This is a genomic window from Paenibacillus sp. yr247 (assembly GCF_900103825.1).
In the GTDB taxonomy this organism is placed as follows: Bacteria; Bacillota; Bacilli; order Paenibacillales; family NBRC-103111; genus Paenibacillus_E.
Genome location: NZ_FNIF01000012.1, coordinates 40183 through 58714, shown reverse-complemented (window position 1 = coordinate 58714; position 18532 = coordinate 40183). Strand labels below are relative to the sequence as shown.

At 40.5% G+C, this 18532-nt stretch carries 18 protein-coding genes and 3 pseudogenes; 7 read left to right on the top strand and 14 right to left on the bottom strand.

The genetic code is table 11. The features are described 5' to 3' along the window. Positions 1–9: 9 nt before the first annotated feature. The 5 genes and pseudogenes from BLT91_RS19130 (at position 10) to BLT91_RS19110 (ending at position 5837) form a co-directional block, all read left to right on the top strand. Complete coding sequence (locus BLT91_RS19130) at positions 10–1842, top strand: sigma-54-dependent Fis family transcriptional regulator (RefSeq protein ID WP_090823825.1); 1833 nt, start codon at positions 10–12, stop codon at positions 1840–1842. A 131-nt stretch (positions 1843–1973) separates the two neighbouring features. Beyond that, positions 1974–2350 (top strand): annotated as a pseudogene (locus BLT91_RS19125) (2-keto-3-deoxygluconate permease); the annotation flags it as partial. A 158-nt stretch (positions 2351–2508) separates the two neighbouring features. Beyond that, positions 2509–3819 (top strand): four-carbon acid sugar kinase family protein, encoded by a 1311-nt coding sequence (locus BLT91_RS19120; RefSeq protein ID WP_090823823.1) that lies wholly within the window; start codon positions 2509–2511, stop codon positions 3817–3819. Beyond that, a complete protein-coding gene (gene pdxA, locus BLT91_RS19115) occupies positions 3812–4810 on the top strand; it encodes a 4-hydroxythreonine-4-phosphate dehydrogenase PdxA (RefSeq protein WP_090823821.1) in 999 nt (332 codons plus the stop codon). Before BLT91_RS19120 ends, pdxA begins: the two co-directional genes overlap by 8 nt. A 667-nt stretch (positions 4811–5477) precedes the next feature. Next, positions 5478–5837 carry a hypothetical protein gene (locus BLT91_RS19110; protein WP_090823819.1) on the top strand — a complete coding sequence of 120 codons (360 nt, stop codon included), beginning with the start codon at positions 5478–5480 and terminating at the stop codon, positions 5835–5837. Positions 5838–7409: 1572 nt separating this feature from the next. Here the strand turns inward: BLT91_RS19110 and BLT91_RS31755 are convergent. From BLT91_RS31755 to BLT91_RS19060, 9 genes and pseudogenes are all read right to left on the bottom strand, one after another. After that, the gene (locus BLT91_RS31755) at positions 7410–7616 is read right to left on the bottom strand and encodes a hypothetical protein (protein ID WP_175532396.1); all 207 of its coding nucleotides are present in this window, start codon (positions 7614–7616) and stop codon (positions 7410–7412) included. Between the two features lie 345 nt (positions 7617–7961). Further along, on the bottom strand, positions 7962–8306 hold the full coding sequence (locus tag BLT91_RS19100) for an S-layer homology domain-containing protein (RefSeq protein WP_175532395.1): 345 nt from the start codon (positions 8304–8306) through the stop codon (positions 7962–7964). Positions 8307–8560: 254 nt separating this feature from the next. Continuing rightward, on the bottom strand, positions 8561–9085 hold the full coding sequence (locus tag BLT91_RS19095; protein WP_090823813.1) for a phytanoyl-CoA dioxygenase family protein: 525 nt from the start codon (positions 9083–9085) through the stop codon (positions 8561–8563). A gap of 101 nt (positions 9086–9186) precedes the next feature. Beyond that, positions 9187–9663, bottom strand: coding sequence for a helix-turn-helix transcriptional regulator (locus BLT91_RS19090; RefSeq protein ID WP_090823811.1), 477 nt, complete (start codon positions 9661–9663; stop codon positions 9187–9189). 829 nt (positions 9664–10492) lie between these two features. Further along, a complete protein-coding gene (locus BLT91_RS19085; protein ID WP_090823810.1) occupies positions 10493–11128 on the bottom strand; it encodes a YdcF family protein in 636 nt (211 codons plus the stop codon). 103 nt (positions 11129–11231) lie between these two features. Beyond that, the gene (locus BLT91_RS19080; RefSeq protein ID WP_090823807.1) at positions 11232–11750 is read right to left on the bottom strand and encodes a P-loop nucleotide/nucleoside kinase family protein; all 519 of its coding nucleotides are present in this window, start codon (positions 11748–11750) and stop codon (positions 11232–11234) included. Positions 11751–11824: 74 nt separating this feature from the next. Further along, entirely contained in the window at positions 11825–12442 is a 618-nt protein-coding gene (yqeK, locus tag BLT91_RS19075; RefSeq protein WP_090823805.1) for a bis(5'-nucleosyl)-tetraphosphatase (symmetrical) YqeK, read from the bottom strand. A gap of 199 nt (positions 12443–12641) precedes the next feature. After that, positions 12642–13143 (bottom strand): annotated as a pseudogene (locus BLT91_RS19070) (GNAT family N-acetyltransferase). A gap of 302 nt (positions 13144–13445) precedes the next feature. Further along, positions 13446–13982 carry a Ger(x)C family spore germination C-terminal domain-containing protein gene (locus BLT91_RS19060; RefSeq protein WP_090823801.1) on the bottom strand — a complete coding sequence of 179 codons (537 nt, stop codon included), beginning with the start codon at positions 13980–13982 and terminating at the stop codon, positions 13446–13448. A gap of 153 nt (positions 13983–14135) precedes the next feature. Between BLT91_RS19060 and BLT91_RS33950 the strand changes: the two genes are divergently transcribed. Both BLT91_RS33950 and BLT91_RS19050 read left to right on the top strand, forming a co-directional pair. Beyond that, positions 14136–14348 (top strand): helix-turn-helix domain-containing protein, encoded by a 213-nt coding sequence (locus BLT91_RS33950; protein ID WP_090823799.1) that lies wholly within the window; start codon positions 14136–14138, stop codon positions 14346–14348. Next, positions 14300–14848, top strand: a pseudogene (locus tag BLT91_RS19050) (IS3 family transposase); the annotation flags it as partial. The gene BLT91_RS33950 and the pseudogene BLT91_RS19050, both read left to right, overlap by 49 nt. A gap of 118 nt (positions 14849–14966) precedes the next feature. Here the strand turns inward: BLT91_RS19050 and BLT91_RS19045 are convergent. From BLT91_RS19045 to BLT91_RS19025, 5 genes are read right to left on the bottom strand one after another with little or no spacing between them, the layout of a single operon-like run. Further along, positions 14967–15365: a VOC family protein gene (locus BLT91_RS19045; protein ID WP_090823795.1), complete on the bottom strand. Its 399-nt coding sequence runs from the start codon at positions 15363–15365 to the stop codon at positions 14967–14969. 16 nt (positions 15366–15381) lie between these two features. Further along, positions 15382–16170: an SDR family oxidoreductase gene (locus tag BLT91_RS19040; protein WP_090823793.1), complete on the bottom strand. Its 789-nt coding sequence runs from the start codon at positions 16168–16170 to the stop codon at positions 15382–15384. 47 nt (positions 16171–16217) lie between these two features. Next, a complete protein-coding gene (gene fae, locus BLT91_RS19035; protein WP_175532394.1) occupies positions 16218–16718 on the bottom strand; it encodes a formaldehyde-activating enzyme in 501 nt (166 codons plus the stop codon). A 6-nt stretch (positions 16719–16724) separates the two neighbouring features. Then, positions 16725–17597 carry a sugar phosphate isomerase/epimerase family protein gene (locus BLT91_RS19030; protein ID WP_090823789.1) on the bottom strand — a complete coding sequence of 291 codons (873 nt, stop codon included), beginning with the start codon at positions 17595–17597 and terminating at the stop codon, positions 16725–16727. Beyond that, complete coding sequence (locus BLT91_RS19025) at positions 17590–18525, bottom strand: polysaccharide deacetylase family protein (RefSeq protein WP_217635246.1); 936 nt, start codon at positions 18523–18525, stop codon at positions 17590–17592. Before BLT91_RS19025 ends, BLT91_RS19030 begins: the two co-directional genes overlap by 8 nt. Between the last annotated feature and the right edge of the window lie 7 nt (positions 18526–18532).

The window sequence follows — 18532 nt, the reverse complement described above, 5'->3', positions numbered from 1 at the left end:
AGGATATAGATGAAAATTAAAGTACTGGCCATTGTCCCTTATCCGGGTTTGAAAGATTTATTAAAAGATATTGCCAAAGAAGATGTTAGGTTTGAGATAGATATTGAAATAGCAGATCTCCAAAATGCACTACCTATTATCAAAGGTGCAAAAGGACAGCCCTACGACATCATCATTAGCCGAGGAGGAACCGCATCTTTTATCCGAGAACATGTCTCCACCCCAGTAGTTGATGTCCCTGTTTCAGGTTATGATATTTTGCGGGTCCTTACATTGGTTAAACATTCCAATAGCAAGTTTGCTATCATTGGATTCCCCAATATATGCCAAGGTGCGGAGGTAGTATCAAGTCTCCTTGATATGGAAATCCCAATCTATACAATTAATAAAAAAACCGATGTAAAGGTTGCTCTGCAAGAGGCCTTCAACATCGGTGTAAATATGATCCTCGGTGATGTTGTAACGGTACGTATCGCTGAGGAGTTGGGGTATAACGGTATCCTGATTACATCAGGACGGGAATCGGTAAAGGAAGCGCTATCTGAAGCAAAACGCAGCTTTGATATCGTATTGAAAGCTAAGGAGAATGAAAGATTTTATAAGCATATCTTAGAAAATCATCGAACAGGCGTGCTAGCGGCAGACAGCCGAGGTGTTATCCGATATGCAAACCATGCTGCCTCCGAGTTACTGGGCTACGATAAAATGGATATGAAAGGAATGAATCTTATCGGTATTGCCCCGGAATGGGAACGTTATTTAGAAGAAGCTGCAAAGAATGATGTCTTTCCTTTACGAAAAAAGATTAAATCGTCCCAAGACCGACAAATGAATATCGATATTGTTGTTCCTACAAATACACAAGCCCCCGGCTATCTGATCTATATGTATCCCGTAGAGGGAAATGCGGAAAAAAATACATATTCTGCCTTCGAGGTAACGGAGCGTATTGCTAGTTTTGCACAAATCATTGGATCCAGTCACATAATCCAGCAGACAACCACTCGCGCAAAAATGTTAGCTCAATCCGACAAACCGATTTGGATATCGGGAGAACGAGGCAGCGGCAAGCATTTGTTTACTCAAGCGATTCATTCTGCCAGTGAACGTAAACGTAAGGGGTTATATGTCCTTCCTTGCGACAGTTTATCGGTAACAGAACTAGAGTCTATCTTATTTGGCAACTCTTTCGAACTTGGACTGTTGAATCTTGAATCTGTCGGAACGATTTATCTCAAACAAATTCAGCATGTTAGCTCATCCTTTCAGCAAAAGTTGATTACGGCTATACAGGCAAAAGCCTGCGCTAGAATTATTATTTCTTCCATGATCCCGATAAAAAATTTGTTAAAAATAGGACAAATAAATAAAGAATTTGCCGAATTGTTCGTTAAATCCAATTTACAGTTGCCACCCCTTAGGGATAGGTTGGAGGATATTAAAGAGATAACCCGTGTACAAATTGCAGCTTATAATTCCCAATATGGTAAGCAAATTGTCGCAATTCGTCCAGAAGTATTGGAGGATCTCATGCAACGGCAATGGCCAGGCAATATAAATCAGTTAAAATATGTCGTAAAAGCGATGCTAATGTCTACGAACGATCATTATATTGGCGTCAAAGAAGCTGAAGAAGGATGGCGGAAAGTTAAAAGCATCATACAAATAGAGTCCTCAGCTCCCCACCCCGCTCTTTTGAACTTATCGGGTAACTGGGAGGATATCGAACAAAGAGTATTATCGAAAATTCTTCAAGAAGAGGGCATGAACCAATCCAAGGCTGCTAAAAGATTAGGTATTACTCGATCGACGTTATGGAGAAAAATTAAAAAAATGAATTAAAATTAAACAATTTTTCAATTGTTATTCTGAATTCACTCTTCTATAATAAGTTTTATAAGCGGTTTCACAATAATTGTTTGATATTAAAACACTTATTTTGAATAACGCAAATATTACTTATGAGGGTCATTATGAAAATCAAGGAAACTATTGAACGTATTCCCGGGGGGATGATGATTGTACCGCTGATCGTGGGGGCTATTATAAACACATTATTCCCAAATGCAGGGAAAACATTTGGATCGTTTACAGGAGCACTAATGACAGGTTCCCTACCGATTTTGGCTGTCTTTTACGTATGTATGGGGGCGACGATCAATTTTAAGGCTCCTTATATTCTGAAAAAGGGAGGTGCATTGCTCTCCACCAAAGTTGGTATCGCTATGATACGAACGGCGGATTGTATATGGCTCTGATGGGTCAGTTTGGAAAAAAAGAAGATGTCGGAGCGTACTCAATTATGAGTTTGGAATCGGGTCCATTCTTGACCATGATTACTTTAGGTGTGGTAACAGCTATTCTTGTGCCTATCTAACAGCATGGTGGGCAAAGAGAATCGGCTTTTAAAATCATTTTGTATAGTTTGACTAATAATCCATCCCGGAACTAACTTCCGGGACATTTGTACGCCACACAGTAACACAGATTGGTAGGAGGAATTAAAATATGCGAGAAATCGCCATTATTGCAGATGACTTGACAGGTGCATCCGATTCTGGAGTACAATTTGCAAGAAAAAGCCTTGAAACACGTGTTATCTTTGATCTAAAGCATTTTGCTATCGATTCCAAGGATATTGATGCTGCAGTCATCGATACAGACAGCCGTTCGGTTTCTAGAGATGAGGCTTATGCAAGAGTGAAAAAGGTCTCTGCCGAAGTAAATCGGATTGGTTTTAAGCATGTCTATAAAAAACTGGATTCTACACTACGAGGTAATTTAGGGGCAGAGATAGATGCCGTAATGGATGAAATTGTTGTGGATTTTGCAGTTGTGGCTCCAGCCTTTCCGAAAATAGGTAGGATGACATATAATGGCATTCATTCTCTGAATGGAGTGCCGATGGATCAAACAGAACATGCCCGTGATCCCAAAACCCCTGTAAAGGAGTCGAATTTAGTCAAACTTTTCTCCTCACAATCGACAAGAAAAGTTGGCCTTATTTCATTAGAAACTCTTCATGCTGGGAAAGAAATGGTATATGGCCAAATAAAAGCTTTGCTTCATGACAATTGTAAGATTATTGTATTCGACGCCCTTACGGAGGAAGATATGCAGCAGATCGCTGAATGGATGGCCGTCAGCGGTTACCAAATCCTATGGGTTGGATCGGCAGGACTTGCGGATTACCTTCCTAAAGCTTTATCTTTACCCATTAGCGATAGTGCATCATTCACTTTACCTATCTCTAGTAAATCCGTGCTCTTAGTTGCGGGCAGCATTTCGCAAGTGACTCGTAATCAGGTTGCCGCTTACAATTCGGACCCTCGTGTAACAGCAGTGGAGTTGGATACAGTCCTAGTTGTGACTTCTGATGTTGAAAGAATGCAAGAGATTGATCGATGCCGTTCTAAACTGCTCGCTGCATTGTCTGCTGGTTCGGATGTTTCACTTTATGCCAGTTCCTCCCCTGAGCATGTCAAAGCATCCAAAGAAGCAGGGGCTCTCAGAGGCTTTGATAACACGAAAGTATCCAATCTGATTGCTAATACCCTAGGCGTAATAGCTTCCAAAATCATTGAAGAAGTGGCGCTGCAAGGAGTGATTCTGACTGGTGGGGATACATCTAAGGCTGTATGTAAACATTTGGGTGTATCCGGAGTCCAACTAATCAAAGAGATTGAACCTGGTATACCGTTAGGCATACTTCTTGGTAAAAAGCCGCTATGGGTTGTAACGAAGGCAGGAGCTTTCGGACAAGAGAACAGCTTAACTCACGTACAAAAGGTTTTGAAAGGGGAACAATCCAATGAATAGACCAATTATAGGCATTACAATGGGAGACGCAGCAGGTGTAGGCCCAGAAATCATTATGAAGTCGTTACATGATGCTGACGTTTATGCATCATGTAGACCTTTTGTTATTGGAGATTCAAAAATCCTGGAAAGAGCAGGTCGTATCGTTCAAACCGAGCTCCAGATTCGCAACATTCAATCCGTATCGGAAGCCCAATTTCAACAAGGTACTGTGGATTGCCTGGATTTGGATTTGCTTCCGAACAATCTACCGTTAGGACAAATATCCGCCGAGGCTGGTCATGCTTCCTTTAGTTTTTTGAAAAAAGCGATTGAGCTTGCCAATGCTGGCGAAATTGATGCAATCTGTACAGCTCCATTAAACAAAGAAGCCCTTCACAAAGGTGGACATTTGTACCCAGGGCATACCGAGATTTTGGCTGATTTGACCGGCACGAAGGATTTTTCGATGATGCTGTCATCTCCAAAGTTAAAGGTGATTCACGTAACAACACACGTAGGCATTATTGATGCGGTAAAGATGATCAATCCGGACCGTGTTTATAAAGTCATTCGTATGGCGCATGACACATTGCAAAAGGCCGGCTACGCTACTCCGAAAATTGCTGTGTGCGGCATTAATCCACATGCGGGAGAGAACGGTCTTTTTGGCTATGGAGAAGAGGCGGAAAAAATTGTTCCTGGGGTGAAAATTGCGCAGGATGAAGGCATCGAGGTAGTTGGTCCTCTACCAGCCGATACACTTTTTTTCCGTGCAACACGCGGCGATTTTGATATCGTAGTGGCAATGTATCATGATCAAGGACACGGACCTATCAAAGTACTTGGGCTAGAGGCAGGTGTCAATATTACAGTAGGGCTGCCGATCATTCGAACGAGCGTGGATCACGGAACAGCATTTGATATTGCTGGCAAAGGGATTGCGGATGAGCAGAGCATGAAGGAAGCTATTCGCCAAGCAGTGGAGCTCGCGCCGAAACGTGAAGAGTAATAAGCATTGACAATTCGAATTAGATAATATCACAAAATATTTGATTGCCTAACGAAAAACAAAGTAACTGCGGTCAATTTGGACAGCAGTTACTTTGTTTTACCATATGCTTAAAGGTTTTGCTCTACAATCAAAAGCTAACCATCAGCCAATCCGACTTTATATATGAAATACTCAACATTTATATAAAATCGTTAATGAGTGTTTGTGTACTTACCGCCCCGCAGGATTCTTTAACAGATAACGAAGTCAACCCAATCCTAGATCGGCCAATTCACTTTATTCTTTCCACGCTTGCAGATGATTATCGCTGGCCAGTTCGGCCGCGCTGGCGTTGGATTCAGCCAAGCGTGTTTGCAGGCTCCGTTTTTGTTGTTCCATAATTCATAAGAATATAAAGACCTCCACGGCGGAAAAGCCGATTTGTTGCAGAAATCGTTAGAAAAAAATATTTGCCCAATCGTATAATACTACTCACCTTTCAAGAATTTTGGCTGATCGCAGTATGGCAACCTCGACGTAGCCCGATCCCGAGCGATGAATCCGAGAACAACTGCTCGTAGATTGCTTCCTGGCTTCAAATTGGCCATACTCATTTGGACAATCATACAATCCCTTCCAAAGCGTTTTCCATATACTATCGTATATTCGATCTGGAGGTGTAGTTATGCTTCAACTAAATGGAATTGTCGGTGGGACGGCGCCGATTAAGTTAAGTCCCGGAAAAAGTGTTGATGTGCAAACCATTGTGATTGACGTGCCTAACGGGAAAAAGCTCGTGTTGAAAAGTTTGAATTTCCTGCTGTCCAACGATGCATTCACCTTCAAGGTGGAGGCATTGCCTTCGACAGGAACGTTCATTGTCCGCGGCGGTTCCGGCGATTTGCAGCCGAACAAAGTACTTTTCAACAACCGAACCGGAGACGAAGTCCGGATCTTTCTAAACATTTCCGTTATCAACAGAGCGCGAAACACCCGCACGCTAGACCGCAACTCCTGTTGGCTGCTGAAGCTTGCGCGCGTTTGAAGACATTCGAATTCAAGCGTGAATGATCCGTTTTCGGGCGGGGCCTAAATTCAATATCGTTGCAAGGCTACTGAGATAAGGTCCTAATGGAAATGAGGCAGGCAATTGTCATTTTTGCCTACCTCATTACATTTTTTATTCAGTATCCTGCATAAAAAGTTGATTCTATTGAATTATGAAACAAATTGTCTAACGATTTTTGAAACAATTCTAATTAATTCTGGAATTTCACAAAAAATGTGATATTCCAGTATTAATTAGAAAACGGAGCCCGCAAACCCGCGGTACTCCGTTTTTGTTGTTTCAGAATTCGTTGGAATATAAAGTACACAGCAGCGAGAATGATTGATTTGTTGCAGAATTCACTAGAAAAAATATTTTCGCTCTTCAACCACGCATGCATAAATATTCATTGCAAATTTTTGATCAGTAAAAGCTTATCTTACTGCAAATCAACAGTTCAGCATCAGTACTGGTTCTCTTTATTTTGTTGGTTATTATTACTATGACTTTTGCAATATAATACGCAGCGCAATTCGCAATATATTAATCGAAAAAACAAACAAGCAAACGCCGCGGCGTTTGCTTGTTTGTTTTGGGGTAACGGTAGTAGTGCGGAATAGTTTTGCTACCATAATAGGAACATATTAACACAGCTTAGACGCCTGGTTCTCCTTCAAAGCCTCATCTGAGGTCTCCTGTCTACGGGAATTTTCATTTGTATCCATAACTTTTAACAACAAAGAAAAACCCAGGCCTCATCCAACGATAGCCTGGGATTCTCTTTAATCTTTTTAAAATTAGGATAAAGTCCGCTTATCCTCTACCATACGGCTACTTGACCGTCGGTGCGAGGCTCCGTTCCTCCGATCAACACGCCATTTTCATCATCTCTCCATATGATTTGGCCTCAAATGTATATTTATACACAAAAATGAAAACCTTCTGTATTAACAATATTTGTAGTACTAACAGCAAAACAAAACACCGCGGTAACTTATTAATAAATAAGTTTACCGCGGTGTTTTGTTTTGTATTCAAACTCTAATCTATTATTTTTAAATCTAGCTAAACTAGTATGTAAACTGAAGAATAGGTTATGCCTCTTATTTTAATAGATTGTATAATTCTTAACAGAGGGTAAAAATTGATAATAATGACTTATCAATAATCGTTACTTGGAGCTGTTTCAAAACTTATATTTAAACCAACTATGACTCACGTAGCAATATCTAATACACACCTTATATTTGGTAGTTGTGAATTTCCATTATAGGAATCTATTAAAAAAACCTCAGTTAAAATATTTTGTTTTATACCCATCTGATCCCACTCCTAACAAATTATAAATTATAATTTTATTATGATCAGAATTTAATAATTTTATACATATGTAACTGCATAATTTGTTACAAAGTGCATATCTCAGATGATTAGTCACTAACCTCTTATGCTTTTTCTACTAATGTAATATATTTCCTAAAGTGTGATATTTCTTTAAACTCAATGACATTAGACGATTCTATAATAAATTCATGCACAAATGAAGCCTCTGGCCGCTAGTTCTTCTACTTAGGATATATCAACAACAACCACGTTAAACAACTCATCCATTCCAAATATGCTTAGAAAATGCTCGACTAGGACAGTTGGCCTCGCCTCTAAGAGAGAGATTGTCCCATAATCGAAGACGACCTTTTTCTCCTGATATTCCTTCCATACCTTCAATTGATCTTGAATACACATATCAGCCCACCAAACGGTGTCATTAATTTTCATTTTTTTATTTGGGCTGAAACGGACAAACTTCTCTTCCCGAATCATATTATTACTAGTTAAGGTAGTAAGTTGATCCCCTCTTAGTTTTTCATTACAAATAGAACATGCATGCACCAAAATTCCTAGATCATAAAACATCTCCTTAAGTGCATCCTTGTCCCAACCGTATTCTGAGGAGGTTTCAAAATCTTTAGGACATTTACATTGGGTAATTAGGGATATGGGCAGGACGGACAGCATATAAAAATACGCCGTGTCCATCCAACTTATGGCGCCGCTCGAAACTCAGGCAAAAAGAAGCCGCCCCCTATCATTTCCATGATCTTGGGGACGGCCTTCTTTACATTACTTTAGATTTTGTGAAGCAGATTGAATCTCTTTGAATGCCCAATGGCTGGCAGGTACGTCTGCCCATGTAGGGCTTGTAGCCGTAGTAGTCAGCGTACGACCTAGATAGTGGTTAATCATCGTTACTGCTTCTGCGCGAGTCAAAGAATTGGAAGGTTTGAATATTCCATCCTCGTAGCCGTTGACAATTCCTGCCGCAGCCATAATCACCTGTATGACATTTCTACATGGTGAGATATCCGGATAGCCCCAGCTCCGAAGTTCATCGCTCCCATCACCCAGACAAAAATCGTTCCAATCCCGTTCCGAATACCGAGGAGCATACGAGCCGGGGTTACTCATAATGACGGCCCCTTCCAACTTAGCACTTCCCTCCAAGATAACCACAGTATTTTCAGTCCAAAATAGGGCCAATCTTGCACAGCACCGGGGGTTCATTTCTTTTCTTGTATCATTCAGCCTTCCGGGGACTAGAACTGGAATTAGTCGGGTTTGCCCTTTATCGAAAATATCATCCAAACTGGATAGATTGGCATGCCACTGGGCGACAACCTGGTCAATCGCACAGCCCTCCGCGACCTGATATTTGATTTCTCCTAACTCCTCATTCCAATAAGCTTTAACCGTCTTTTCATCAAATCGATCAACAGCGAATTATATCGCAAGTCCACATGCTGCATGTAGTACTCACCATTGAATAGATGCTCATCCACCCACCGCTTGCCCGATTGAAATATACCGAGGTGAAGCCGCCTAGTTGTACATGGACATGTTGTGGTTACTCCGATTATATCATAGTGCCAGAATAATCGGGGACTTTGTGGGGGTTTACTGATCACAAACCCGCTTGTGAATTTGGGGTTGGCATACCCGAGAGATGCCATTTTTTCTAAATCTTTCGGCAACGCAATTAATTCTGCGAAAACAGGATCTACACTAATACTTATCATACTGCCTGTCGAACGCTCTCGTTTCGTATCTTCTGCCGATTGTTGAGCAAGCAGTCCTTCTGTTACTTGTCGGATTTTATGAAGCATGGACGGATCGAGTACATCTGGGATAATACAATACCCTTGTGTTAGTAATTGTTCACGTTGTTCCTTCAAAATAATTGCTGTCATGATTCCTCTTCCTCCCCTAGATTGTCTTTCACTTGCTAGAGCAAGTATACGAACATATCCAAGGTAAGTCAGTTTACTTTTTCATGAATTTATTCACATTTTTACTCATTTGCTTCCGTGCTTTTCAGAGAAATAATCTTACGGTACTGTTGGGGATAGTAGCCCGTATGCCGATTGAAAAAATTGCAAAAAGCTTGCGTGGAGCCAAATTGCAATTTATCTGCTATTGATGTAATGGTGCCCTCATTTTGTCGTAATTCATGCTTGGCCTTATCAAGTCGAATAAGCGTCCTGTACTCACCCATATTCACACCCATCGCGGATTTAAACAACCGATCAAGGTGAGATCGGCTTACATTCACTTGTTTGGCCAGATCAGTAACACTTTGTTCGTTGAAATCACCTGAATGTATCACTGTTAGCACTTGTTTAATTATGGGGTGTATTCCTTCCTGGTCAGAAGCGCTACTCTTTGCTTGGCTTTCATACAAACGCAGCACGTTCACCAATAGCTCCATTAAACGGATTCTGACCATTACTAACGTATAGGATAAATCCAATTCCATTTCATTGATCATCTGCTCGCAGGCTGTTTTGAAAATTCTGTTGAAATCAGTAACTACACGTATTGCTATCTGTATTTCCGTTTTTCCAAACTCAATGAAGGACTACAAAAGCGTCTTTTCATATTACAATTTTAAAACTACCTAATCACCTGTAATTACGTTGAAATCCAAGTATTACATTTAACTCAAAATAACAACTTACATAGGAAAAAGCCCGTAGCAACAAGGCTCGGGCCAACGTCATTTATATTCCAATTCAACGACATTTCATCTTCCAATCACCGACATTTCAAGTTACAACTCACAAAAAATGTTGATTTATGACTTAAAATGATCCGTTATGTCATATACGACATACAGTTGAAATGCTAATGAATAATTTTCTTCAGCCTCTTCACCTACATAAAATGATAAAAGGGCTGACACATGGCAACCCTTTTATGGCATATGTCTAATCGGCTTGAGAAGCGTTTTCGCTCGATTTAAAGCTATTGTGTTTCTTTTAAAAATTGGCTCTGTTAAAGTTCATTGTTGATTTTTCACCCAAAGAAAAAGCCACTCAATGAGTGGCTTAAAGTGTTATGTTCATTAAACTAACGTTACCCGTTTGTTGAACAACATATCCACTTAAAAATTAATTAGGAAATCATCAATAATTTTTGCAACTTCAATCTTTCCATTAACTAATAATTCAGGAAGCTCGTTGTTAGCATTCCTGTTCCAAGATAAACAAAGAATTGGTTTTCTCCCATAATTAATGCAAGTAACGTTCTCAGTTTATAAATGCGTAGTATCGTTATATTATGTAGCAAAAGATCCAGTTATAAATGAAAGCTTTCTTTTAAATTTCAATTTGCTCATCAACCAATTGACCCTGACGTATGTACGTTACTAAATCCTTTACTTGTTTTATAGCAAGCTTCTTGACTTCTATATTATCCCACCAATGATCTCGATCAATCATTTTTAACTTTACTGGACTGATCGCATACTCTATCCAATTTGGCATATATGTTCGTAAAGTCAGTAAACATCTGCGAAGATGTCCTTCATGACTAACAACAAGAATCCTTTTTAGTTTATGAAGTCCCAGTTTCCGCTCTAACACAAAAAGCGAAGCAATAACATTTTCCTTTGTATGATATGATTCGGTTTCGATGAGAATTGCGGATTCTGGCACTCCCAGTTCCATAGCTCGTTCTTTTGCACGAACAGCCTCGATAAAGTCGTGTTTCCCCCACGCATTTCCCCCAGAAAAAAGGATATAAGGAGCTTTGCCCGCTTTATATAAATTAATTGCTTTATCCACTCGCTCTTGTAAAAACTCTTGTAAATCGTTACAAAAAACAAAGACGCAGTCTGCTGTTGCTTCCTCGTCTTCTTCCCAATGAATTCCAAGTACGATTTCAATTTGCTCAGGCGTTAACTTATCGGGCTCTATAGTTGATATTAACTTTGTTTCTTTAGCTGCCGACAATTATTTCGCCTCCTCGTATATTTTTTCAATTCTTCTGCCCGTTACTTTAACGAGGCTGCCAATTCATTTGAACAAACGTTATCCGTTAGCGGAATATACTATGCTAAACTTCAAACACAAAAGATTGGATTTTCTCAACATTTATATCTTTAGGTATAACAGTATCCAAAATTAATTCTCCCTCAAAAAACTCTGGGCCCAGATCCTTATAGTGTTCTTTCAGCTCTGATAAATTAGTTATTATTTGGTTAGGTAATGGATTGATGCTTCGTTTAGCAAGTCGTTTTGACCAGGTTGTCTCATCACCGCAGACACAATGTATTGTTTTTAATTCCCCACCTCTTTCTGTAATCCACCTTTCCAATTTCTTTACATCCTCATTATTATTTAGTCCGTAATCGAGTATAATGATGGCATTTGAATTGATTACGTTCTCTAAGAAGCGATAAAGAAATTCGAAGCAAATCTTGTTTCTTGAGCCGTGCTCTGGAACGAAACCAGCAACAGAATCATAAATATCATCCTTATGCAACACGGGTACATTGAGTCTCTTAGCTAGTTCGTTGGATAATGTCGATTTACCAGTGCCAGCTCTTCCTCTAAATAAAATGATTTTAGGCATATAATCCCTCCATAGTTTGCAATCTTCTGCTAAGGTTCAGGCAACTCAGAGGTAATAAAAAGTTCCAATGAACGCTAGCTTAGAGCGAACATCTCTTCTCTAGCTTCGATAAGCCACGGGTGTACTAATTTTAGCTTATCCCTCTGTTCCCATACATGATTTAAGTAAATAAGTACGGCTCCATTCAAATCTAATAACTCAATTTTTTCTCTCATTTTTTCTTGGTATGGATGATCTCCAGGGAGATTCCATGAAATCTTATCAGAAACAAATAAAACCTTGTCCAATAGACTTGATCTTGCTTTTAAGGTTGTATGGCATTCAATAGCATTTAGTACAATATCATTCGTGCATCCAAATATCTTTTTTGCCATGTCTTTAGAAAGTTTCTGATGAATAATCCGATGATAGCTGTACTCTTCCTCCAATATATCAATACCTGAACTCTCAGCTATACTCATCATGCTGTTTTTAGGAATCACGTTACTTATATCATGAAGAAAAGCCGCTTGGGATGCGAGATCGTTATCTAAGTTGAACATATTTGCTATTCGAACTGCTTCATCAGCTACAGAAATAGTATGTTGGTATGTATCATACTCATTAAGATTAACAAGAAATCGTTCAATATCTTTCTTAATCTCTCCTGTAAAAGATATGCCTTCGGTGTACCTTTCATATAATATGCTCATTCAAGTCCCCCCAAGTTCTTAATCATATGATTATTTTAGTTATCTTCAAAAAGACTCCAGAAAGTGGAAAAAAGTTGAAACTGATTATAACTAAACTGCCCGTTAGCGCAACAGGCTACCGAGTTTAATCTGCGATAGCCTGTTGCGGTATTTTATATATAGTGATTATGAGGCTTGCTTCGACTTTTGCTTCTTTGCTTCATTTTTTTGAAAGCGTACCATCTGGGCGGAACCTAGCCATGAAGAATACGTCAACATACTGTCCACAACTACGGAAAGCAGCAATCTTCTTTCCCTCCACTACAAAACCGAGCCGTTCATACTATGCATGTGCTCGTGGGTTGGTCTCCAGTACCTCAAGCTCTACTCGTTCGAGGAAGAGCCAATTATCAGCCAATTCCAAAGCCTTTGAAATCAGAGCGGTTCCGATTCCTTTGCCATGATATTCACTGTCCACTCCAACATACAATTCACCAACATGCGATTTCCGTCCCGCTCTGCTTTGAGTACCCAACTACTATGCCATCCAAATCCGCAACGAAATGATGATCATTGGGTCCTAAATTTTTGAGCATTAAATCAATTTGTTCGATTCTAAGACTAGGAAGCCATACCATGTACGGGAGAACGGAATCCTGTGTGCTAATGTGATGAATTGATTTGGCATCGTTTGCCTCAACAGAACGAACTACAAGTCCCAATACTACACCTCCAAAATACTTTTTGGTTTTCTACTCTTTCGAGAGCAAATCTCTAGTTTCCTTTTTATGTAATTAATAATGTTTAAATAATAACGTTTTACTCCCCGTTCAATGAAAATCGATAAAAGGAGCTGCTTCGAAGCAGCCCCTCCACTATAGGTTTGCAATAGGTAAGCATTTGAAGTTATCTTCAGCTTTTCCCCTGCTCCACACGGAGCGTGCCAGTTTCCTGGCACTCCGCGTTCCATCTAACTAAATGTACTTGATCATAAGTTCCTCGTTACTCGTTGATTCGGGATATGTTAAACTGGGCCTAGAGCATATTTTTCACGGTATTGGTTGATCTTGCTCATCATCAATTCCGTTAGACCTAGTCTATTCTTGAGTACGCCAATCGTCTCGTTTTGTGTTAGGTGAATAAGTTGTTGGACTTCTTTATGGAGAATACGCAAATTATTAAATTTGTCGGTTCCTCCTAAGTGCAACGGGATATAGTGGTGGCAATAAACATCGGATGCGAAGAGATACATCTCATTGAATTCTTTTTCTAATACCCGAATTTCAGTGTTTTTAAATAAATCCAGATTTGTATCGTTTTCATCCAACATGCCCTCGCCGCTCAAGGAAATGCTTACTTTAATGGTTTCTCCGATTATCGTCGATTCAACACGACGCCGTAGATGATGAAGGTCAATGGTAACAAGACCGCCACCTTTACTTAAATATTCCGTCATCATCTGTTTCTCAAGATACCCAGCCGCCCACAGAGCTGCAATCGCTTCCTCTTCTTGCAAAAAACCAAACAGACTGTACAGACTTGTTAAATAACGCGATTTCACGGGTGGGTCTGATGAATTCCTTTGCTTCCGAATTTTGAATATCCTTGGTAACTGTTTTGGAGCTGGAAGGATCCGTATATAACCTGCAAAATGGGTCTCATTCCATCTGTTGAATGACCTCCTTGAACTAAGCATCGTGGTCATTCTGTAGAAATGAAGGAAAAAATATTGGAGTGTCATAGACGATTAAAAGGAATCAATGGTTATTTACGGGTTCGTGTATGGCTGCAAAGAACCTATGATCTGAACGTAAACCATAAGCGGGTGTATCGCTTGATGAAGGCGCTGGGGATCCGTTCAACTATAGGCGTAAGAAACCTTATTTCGGGTCCAAAGAAGCCATGGTGGTGTCAGACAACGTATTGAATCGTGAGTTTAATGCTTCCAGTCCAAACCAAAAGTGGGTTACGGATATTACCTTCTTACCCTACAATCAAAAAAACCTTTATTTATCCGCCGTGCTCGACATCTATAACAATGAAGTTATTGCCTATCGTATTGGTAACCGTAATGATCTTAACCTTGTGCTAGAAACCGTTCAGGAGGCCACCTACAAACGCAAAGTAAAGAAAACCCTGCTTCATAGCGATCAAGGATTTCAGTACACTCACAAAGCTTACAATCGCTTTCTGAAACAAAGGAAAATGGTCGTGAGTATGTCTCGTAGAGGGAACTGTTGGGATAATGTTTGCATAGAAAGCTTTTTCGGCCATCTCAAAACCGAGTGCTTTCATCTCCACACCTTTGAATCCGAGGAACAACTTATTCAAGTAATTGAAGAATACATACATTTCTATAACCATGAACGTTTTCAGAAGAAATTAAAAAACCTCAGTCCTGTAGAATTTCGGACCAAGGCTGCTTAATGACGGGTTCTTATTTAATGTCTACTTGACAGGGGGAACTTCATAATCGCAAGGCGGTTATTTTCAAGTTCTGTAAAATGAAAGCATTTCTCCTAAATTAATGTAATAGGACGTCCAATTAAGGATGTAAAGAAACAACAGGCTCTACAAATTGTAGGAGTTCACCATTCGGTCCATTAAAAAATATCGTTTTCGCCCCATCAAATGCGTTGTTGGGTTCAACGGAATGAAAAACAATTCCTTTACCTCTATAATATTGAATTGCTTCTTGAATATTGTCCACTGTAAAAGCGAGATGGTTTACAATGCCTTTGTCTGCATAATCACCCTGTGGAATAATATCGAGAATGAGTTCGATTTCAAATCCAGGATGATTATCAAGCTTAAGAAAAGCCATTTCTCTTCTTGAATTTTTTCCGGTTTTCCTTAGCGTAAATCCAAACATGTCCGAGTAATACTGTATTGACTTTTCAATATTTTTAACTATGATAGCAACATGTTCAACCTTTTTTATCATAAAGAGACTCCCGCCTTTATAAGCTTTTTACCATTCCGCCATCGATCAACATAGAACTGCCGGTAATATAGGATGAAGCACTCGAAGCTAAGAACGCAACCACTTTTCCAAATTCTTCAACCTTGCCGTATCGACCCAAAGGTATGGTCTTTTCTGAATCTTCTCTGACTTGTTCAATTGAGACTCCTAACTGCTTTGCTTTAATGGCGTCTAATTCGTGAATCCGATCCGTTGCGACTCTTCCCGGTGATACAGTATTGACAAGAATATTAAATGGAGCAAGCTCTATCGATAATGTTTTCGCCAATCCTACAATGCCGGTTCTAAAGGTGTTCGATAACAAAAGTCCGGGTATCGGCTGCTTTACCGAAGAGGATGCAAGATTAATTATTCTACCGCTTTTTTGCTCTTTCATATACGGTACGACTTCTCGAATAAATCGCACATAGCTGAGAAGGTTTAAATCAAACGCGTTATACCAGTCTTCATCCGTCAGTTTGTCTATACTTCCCGTTGGAGGCCCCCCAGCGTTATTTATTAGGATATCAATTGTACCGAATTTATTGACGGTAGTTTGGATAGCTTGTTTAATATTTTCGCTTTTTGAAATATCACAAACCACATAATCTATTTTTCCCGCCGCAATTTCCTGAATTTCTTGCTTTACTTTTTGCAGCTCGGCTTCATTTCGACCAGAGAGCATCACATTAGTACCTTCACGTGCGAGCTCTATCGCGCAAGCTTTGCCCAAACCTTTACTTGAGGCAGCAACAAAAGCGCATTTACCATTTAACCCCATATCCATTTGCATTTACCTCCATTTAAGTATTAATTATAATATCAAACTGAGATTCACTCCGTCTGTGTGGCTTGCTCTAGATTTTGGAGCAGCTCTTCAATATCTGGCATTTGAGTCACGGCTCTTTCAACAGCTGATAGGGTTGCATGGAAGCAGTGTTCGTATACAAGCTGTCCATCACTAGCATCGGGATGAATCCAAATTGAGGCAATAATCACCAGATTTTCGACCTCATACTTAGGGATGAACCCCGCCTTCACCGCATGTAAAATTCCTTGAGCAATTCCGGCTTGACCAGATCCCCATGAAATAATGCCATGTTGTTCATTCCTAATTTCTGCTTTGTTTACGAATAAAGTAAATGGTTTTACGGGAAAGTTAGGTCTCTTAACGATAAAGAATGGAATATATCCCGCTCTTGGAGCAGATAATGACGAAAGAACAGCTTGTTCCACACTGCTCCCTTTCCGGCCAATGACTAGATTTATATGTGCTGCGTTGACGCCTTCTCCCGATTTCGCTTCAGCATAGAGGTTGTTTTCAAATACATTCAATATACTTTACCTTCCCTTCACACGCTGCAATTCCATAATTGCTGTCAAATCCTGAGAGGCTGTATGAATAAGTCGTTCCGGCAAAATGGAGTACGCTGCTGGCGTAGCTATCAGATATCCATCGTAATTAACCTCATGCAAGGTGCGAATGACCGCAGGCCAGTCGACATCACCGTTAAATAACGGAACGACCCCATAATCATTTTTAGTACTTCTCCGAATATCCTTAACATGCACGGAAGCCAGCCGTTTTTCAAGCAGACGAATCCATTGATCGGGAAAACCGGCAATCCTTGCGTTCCCTATATCCAGATAGGCTTTTATGGAGGGGTGATTCATTTCATCCAGGAATCTAACAAATTCAAGTGGACTTAGTAAAAATTTATTCCATACATTCTCTATCCCGATTGTAATGCCGGCAGAAAGCGCACTTGGAACTAGCCGAATCAATGTTTCTTGTGAGACAGCATAAGCTTGGTCATAAGGGACGTCGGCCGAAACATGGCCCGGAACTACTAGTATTGTCTTAGCGCCAAGTTGGCTTGCCATTTCAATCATGCGCAATACAATTTCTTCGCCTTGCTTACGAATATTTTTGTCCGCTGAGGTTAAGGAATACTGATTATGCAAGACCGTTGAAAGTGAGGGCAATTCAATTCCATAATCTGCAGCATGCGCAGCCAATTCCTTGACCATCGCAGGAGAACTATGGAGGTTGATAGGACCGTCACTTTCATATATATTAAATTCAATTCCGTTAAATTTCATTTTACTCGCGTTTTCTATGATTTCTTTGCCGGTCCAAACATGTCGAAACGGCCAGTCGCCAATTCCCTTCAACATGGACATCTTATCACCGTCCTTGTGCTTCTCACTCACTCGTGAACTCTTTATGGTGTTCTAACCACCAATTCGCAATATCAATCCTTCTCATAAAAATGACCCCAGGCTTGTTCAAGGCATGCTCCATAAAATCTCGCAAGGCGGCGGCACGCGCAGGTTGACCCATAATTCTGGCATGAAGCCCAATGGACATCATTTTCGGATGCGTTTCGCCCTCTTCATACAACAAATCCAATCCAGCCATGCAGGTGTTTACGAAATCGTCCGGCTGGCTAAAGCCCTGGGCGATGATAAAACGAGTGTCATTATACGTCTTGGTATACGGTAAGATCAGTTGCTGCTTTCCGTTTACATCGACAAAATATGGTAAGTCGTCGTTATACGCATCCGAATCATAGACAAACCCGCCATCCTCTACAAGCAATTCACGCGTATGCACGCTCGGACCGTATCGGCTATTCCAGCCCACCGGACGCTGCCCAGTCATTTGTTCAATATCCGCAACGGCACGTCTAATTTCTTCCTTTTCCTCCTCGCGGGACATAAGCCAAAGCTCCGACCATCTCCAGCCATGCGCCATCGTTTCATGCCCCGCTTCAACAATCCAACTCGCCACTTCGGGATTACGCTTCAGGGCAACGGCACAAGCAGAAACCGTGATTTTAATTCCGTATCGATCGAACAATCTTGCCAGTCTCCAAACCCCGGCACGACTTCCATATTCATATACGGATTCAGCCGCAAGATCTCGATATCGAGGGTCCATAGCGGGATAATCGTATTCTGTAAAGCCTTCCTGCCGGTTATCGCCCGATGGTAACGAAAACTCGGATCCTTCCTCATAGTTAAGAACAAGATTGATCACAACTTTGGCGCCATCAGGCCATTTTACCTTAGGTACGCTACGTCCGTATCCGATAAAATTGCGGTTTCCTCCCGGAAGCTCCATATCCTTGAAATCCATAAACATT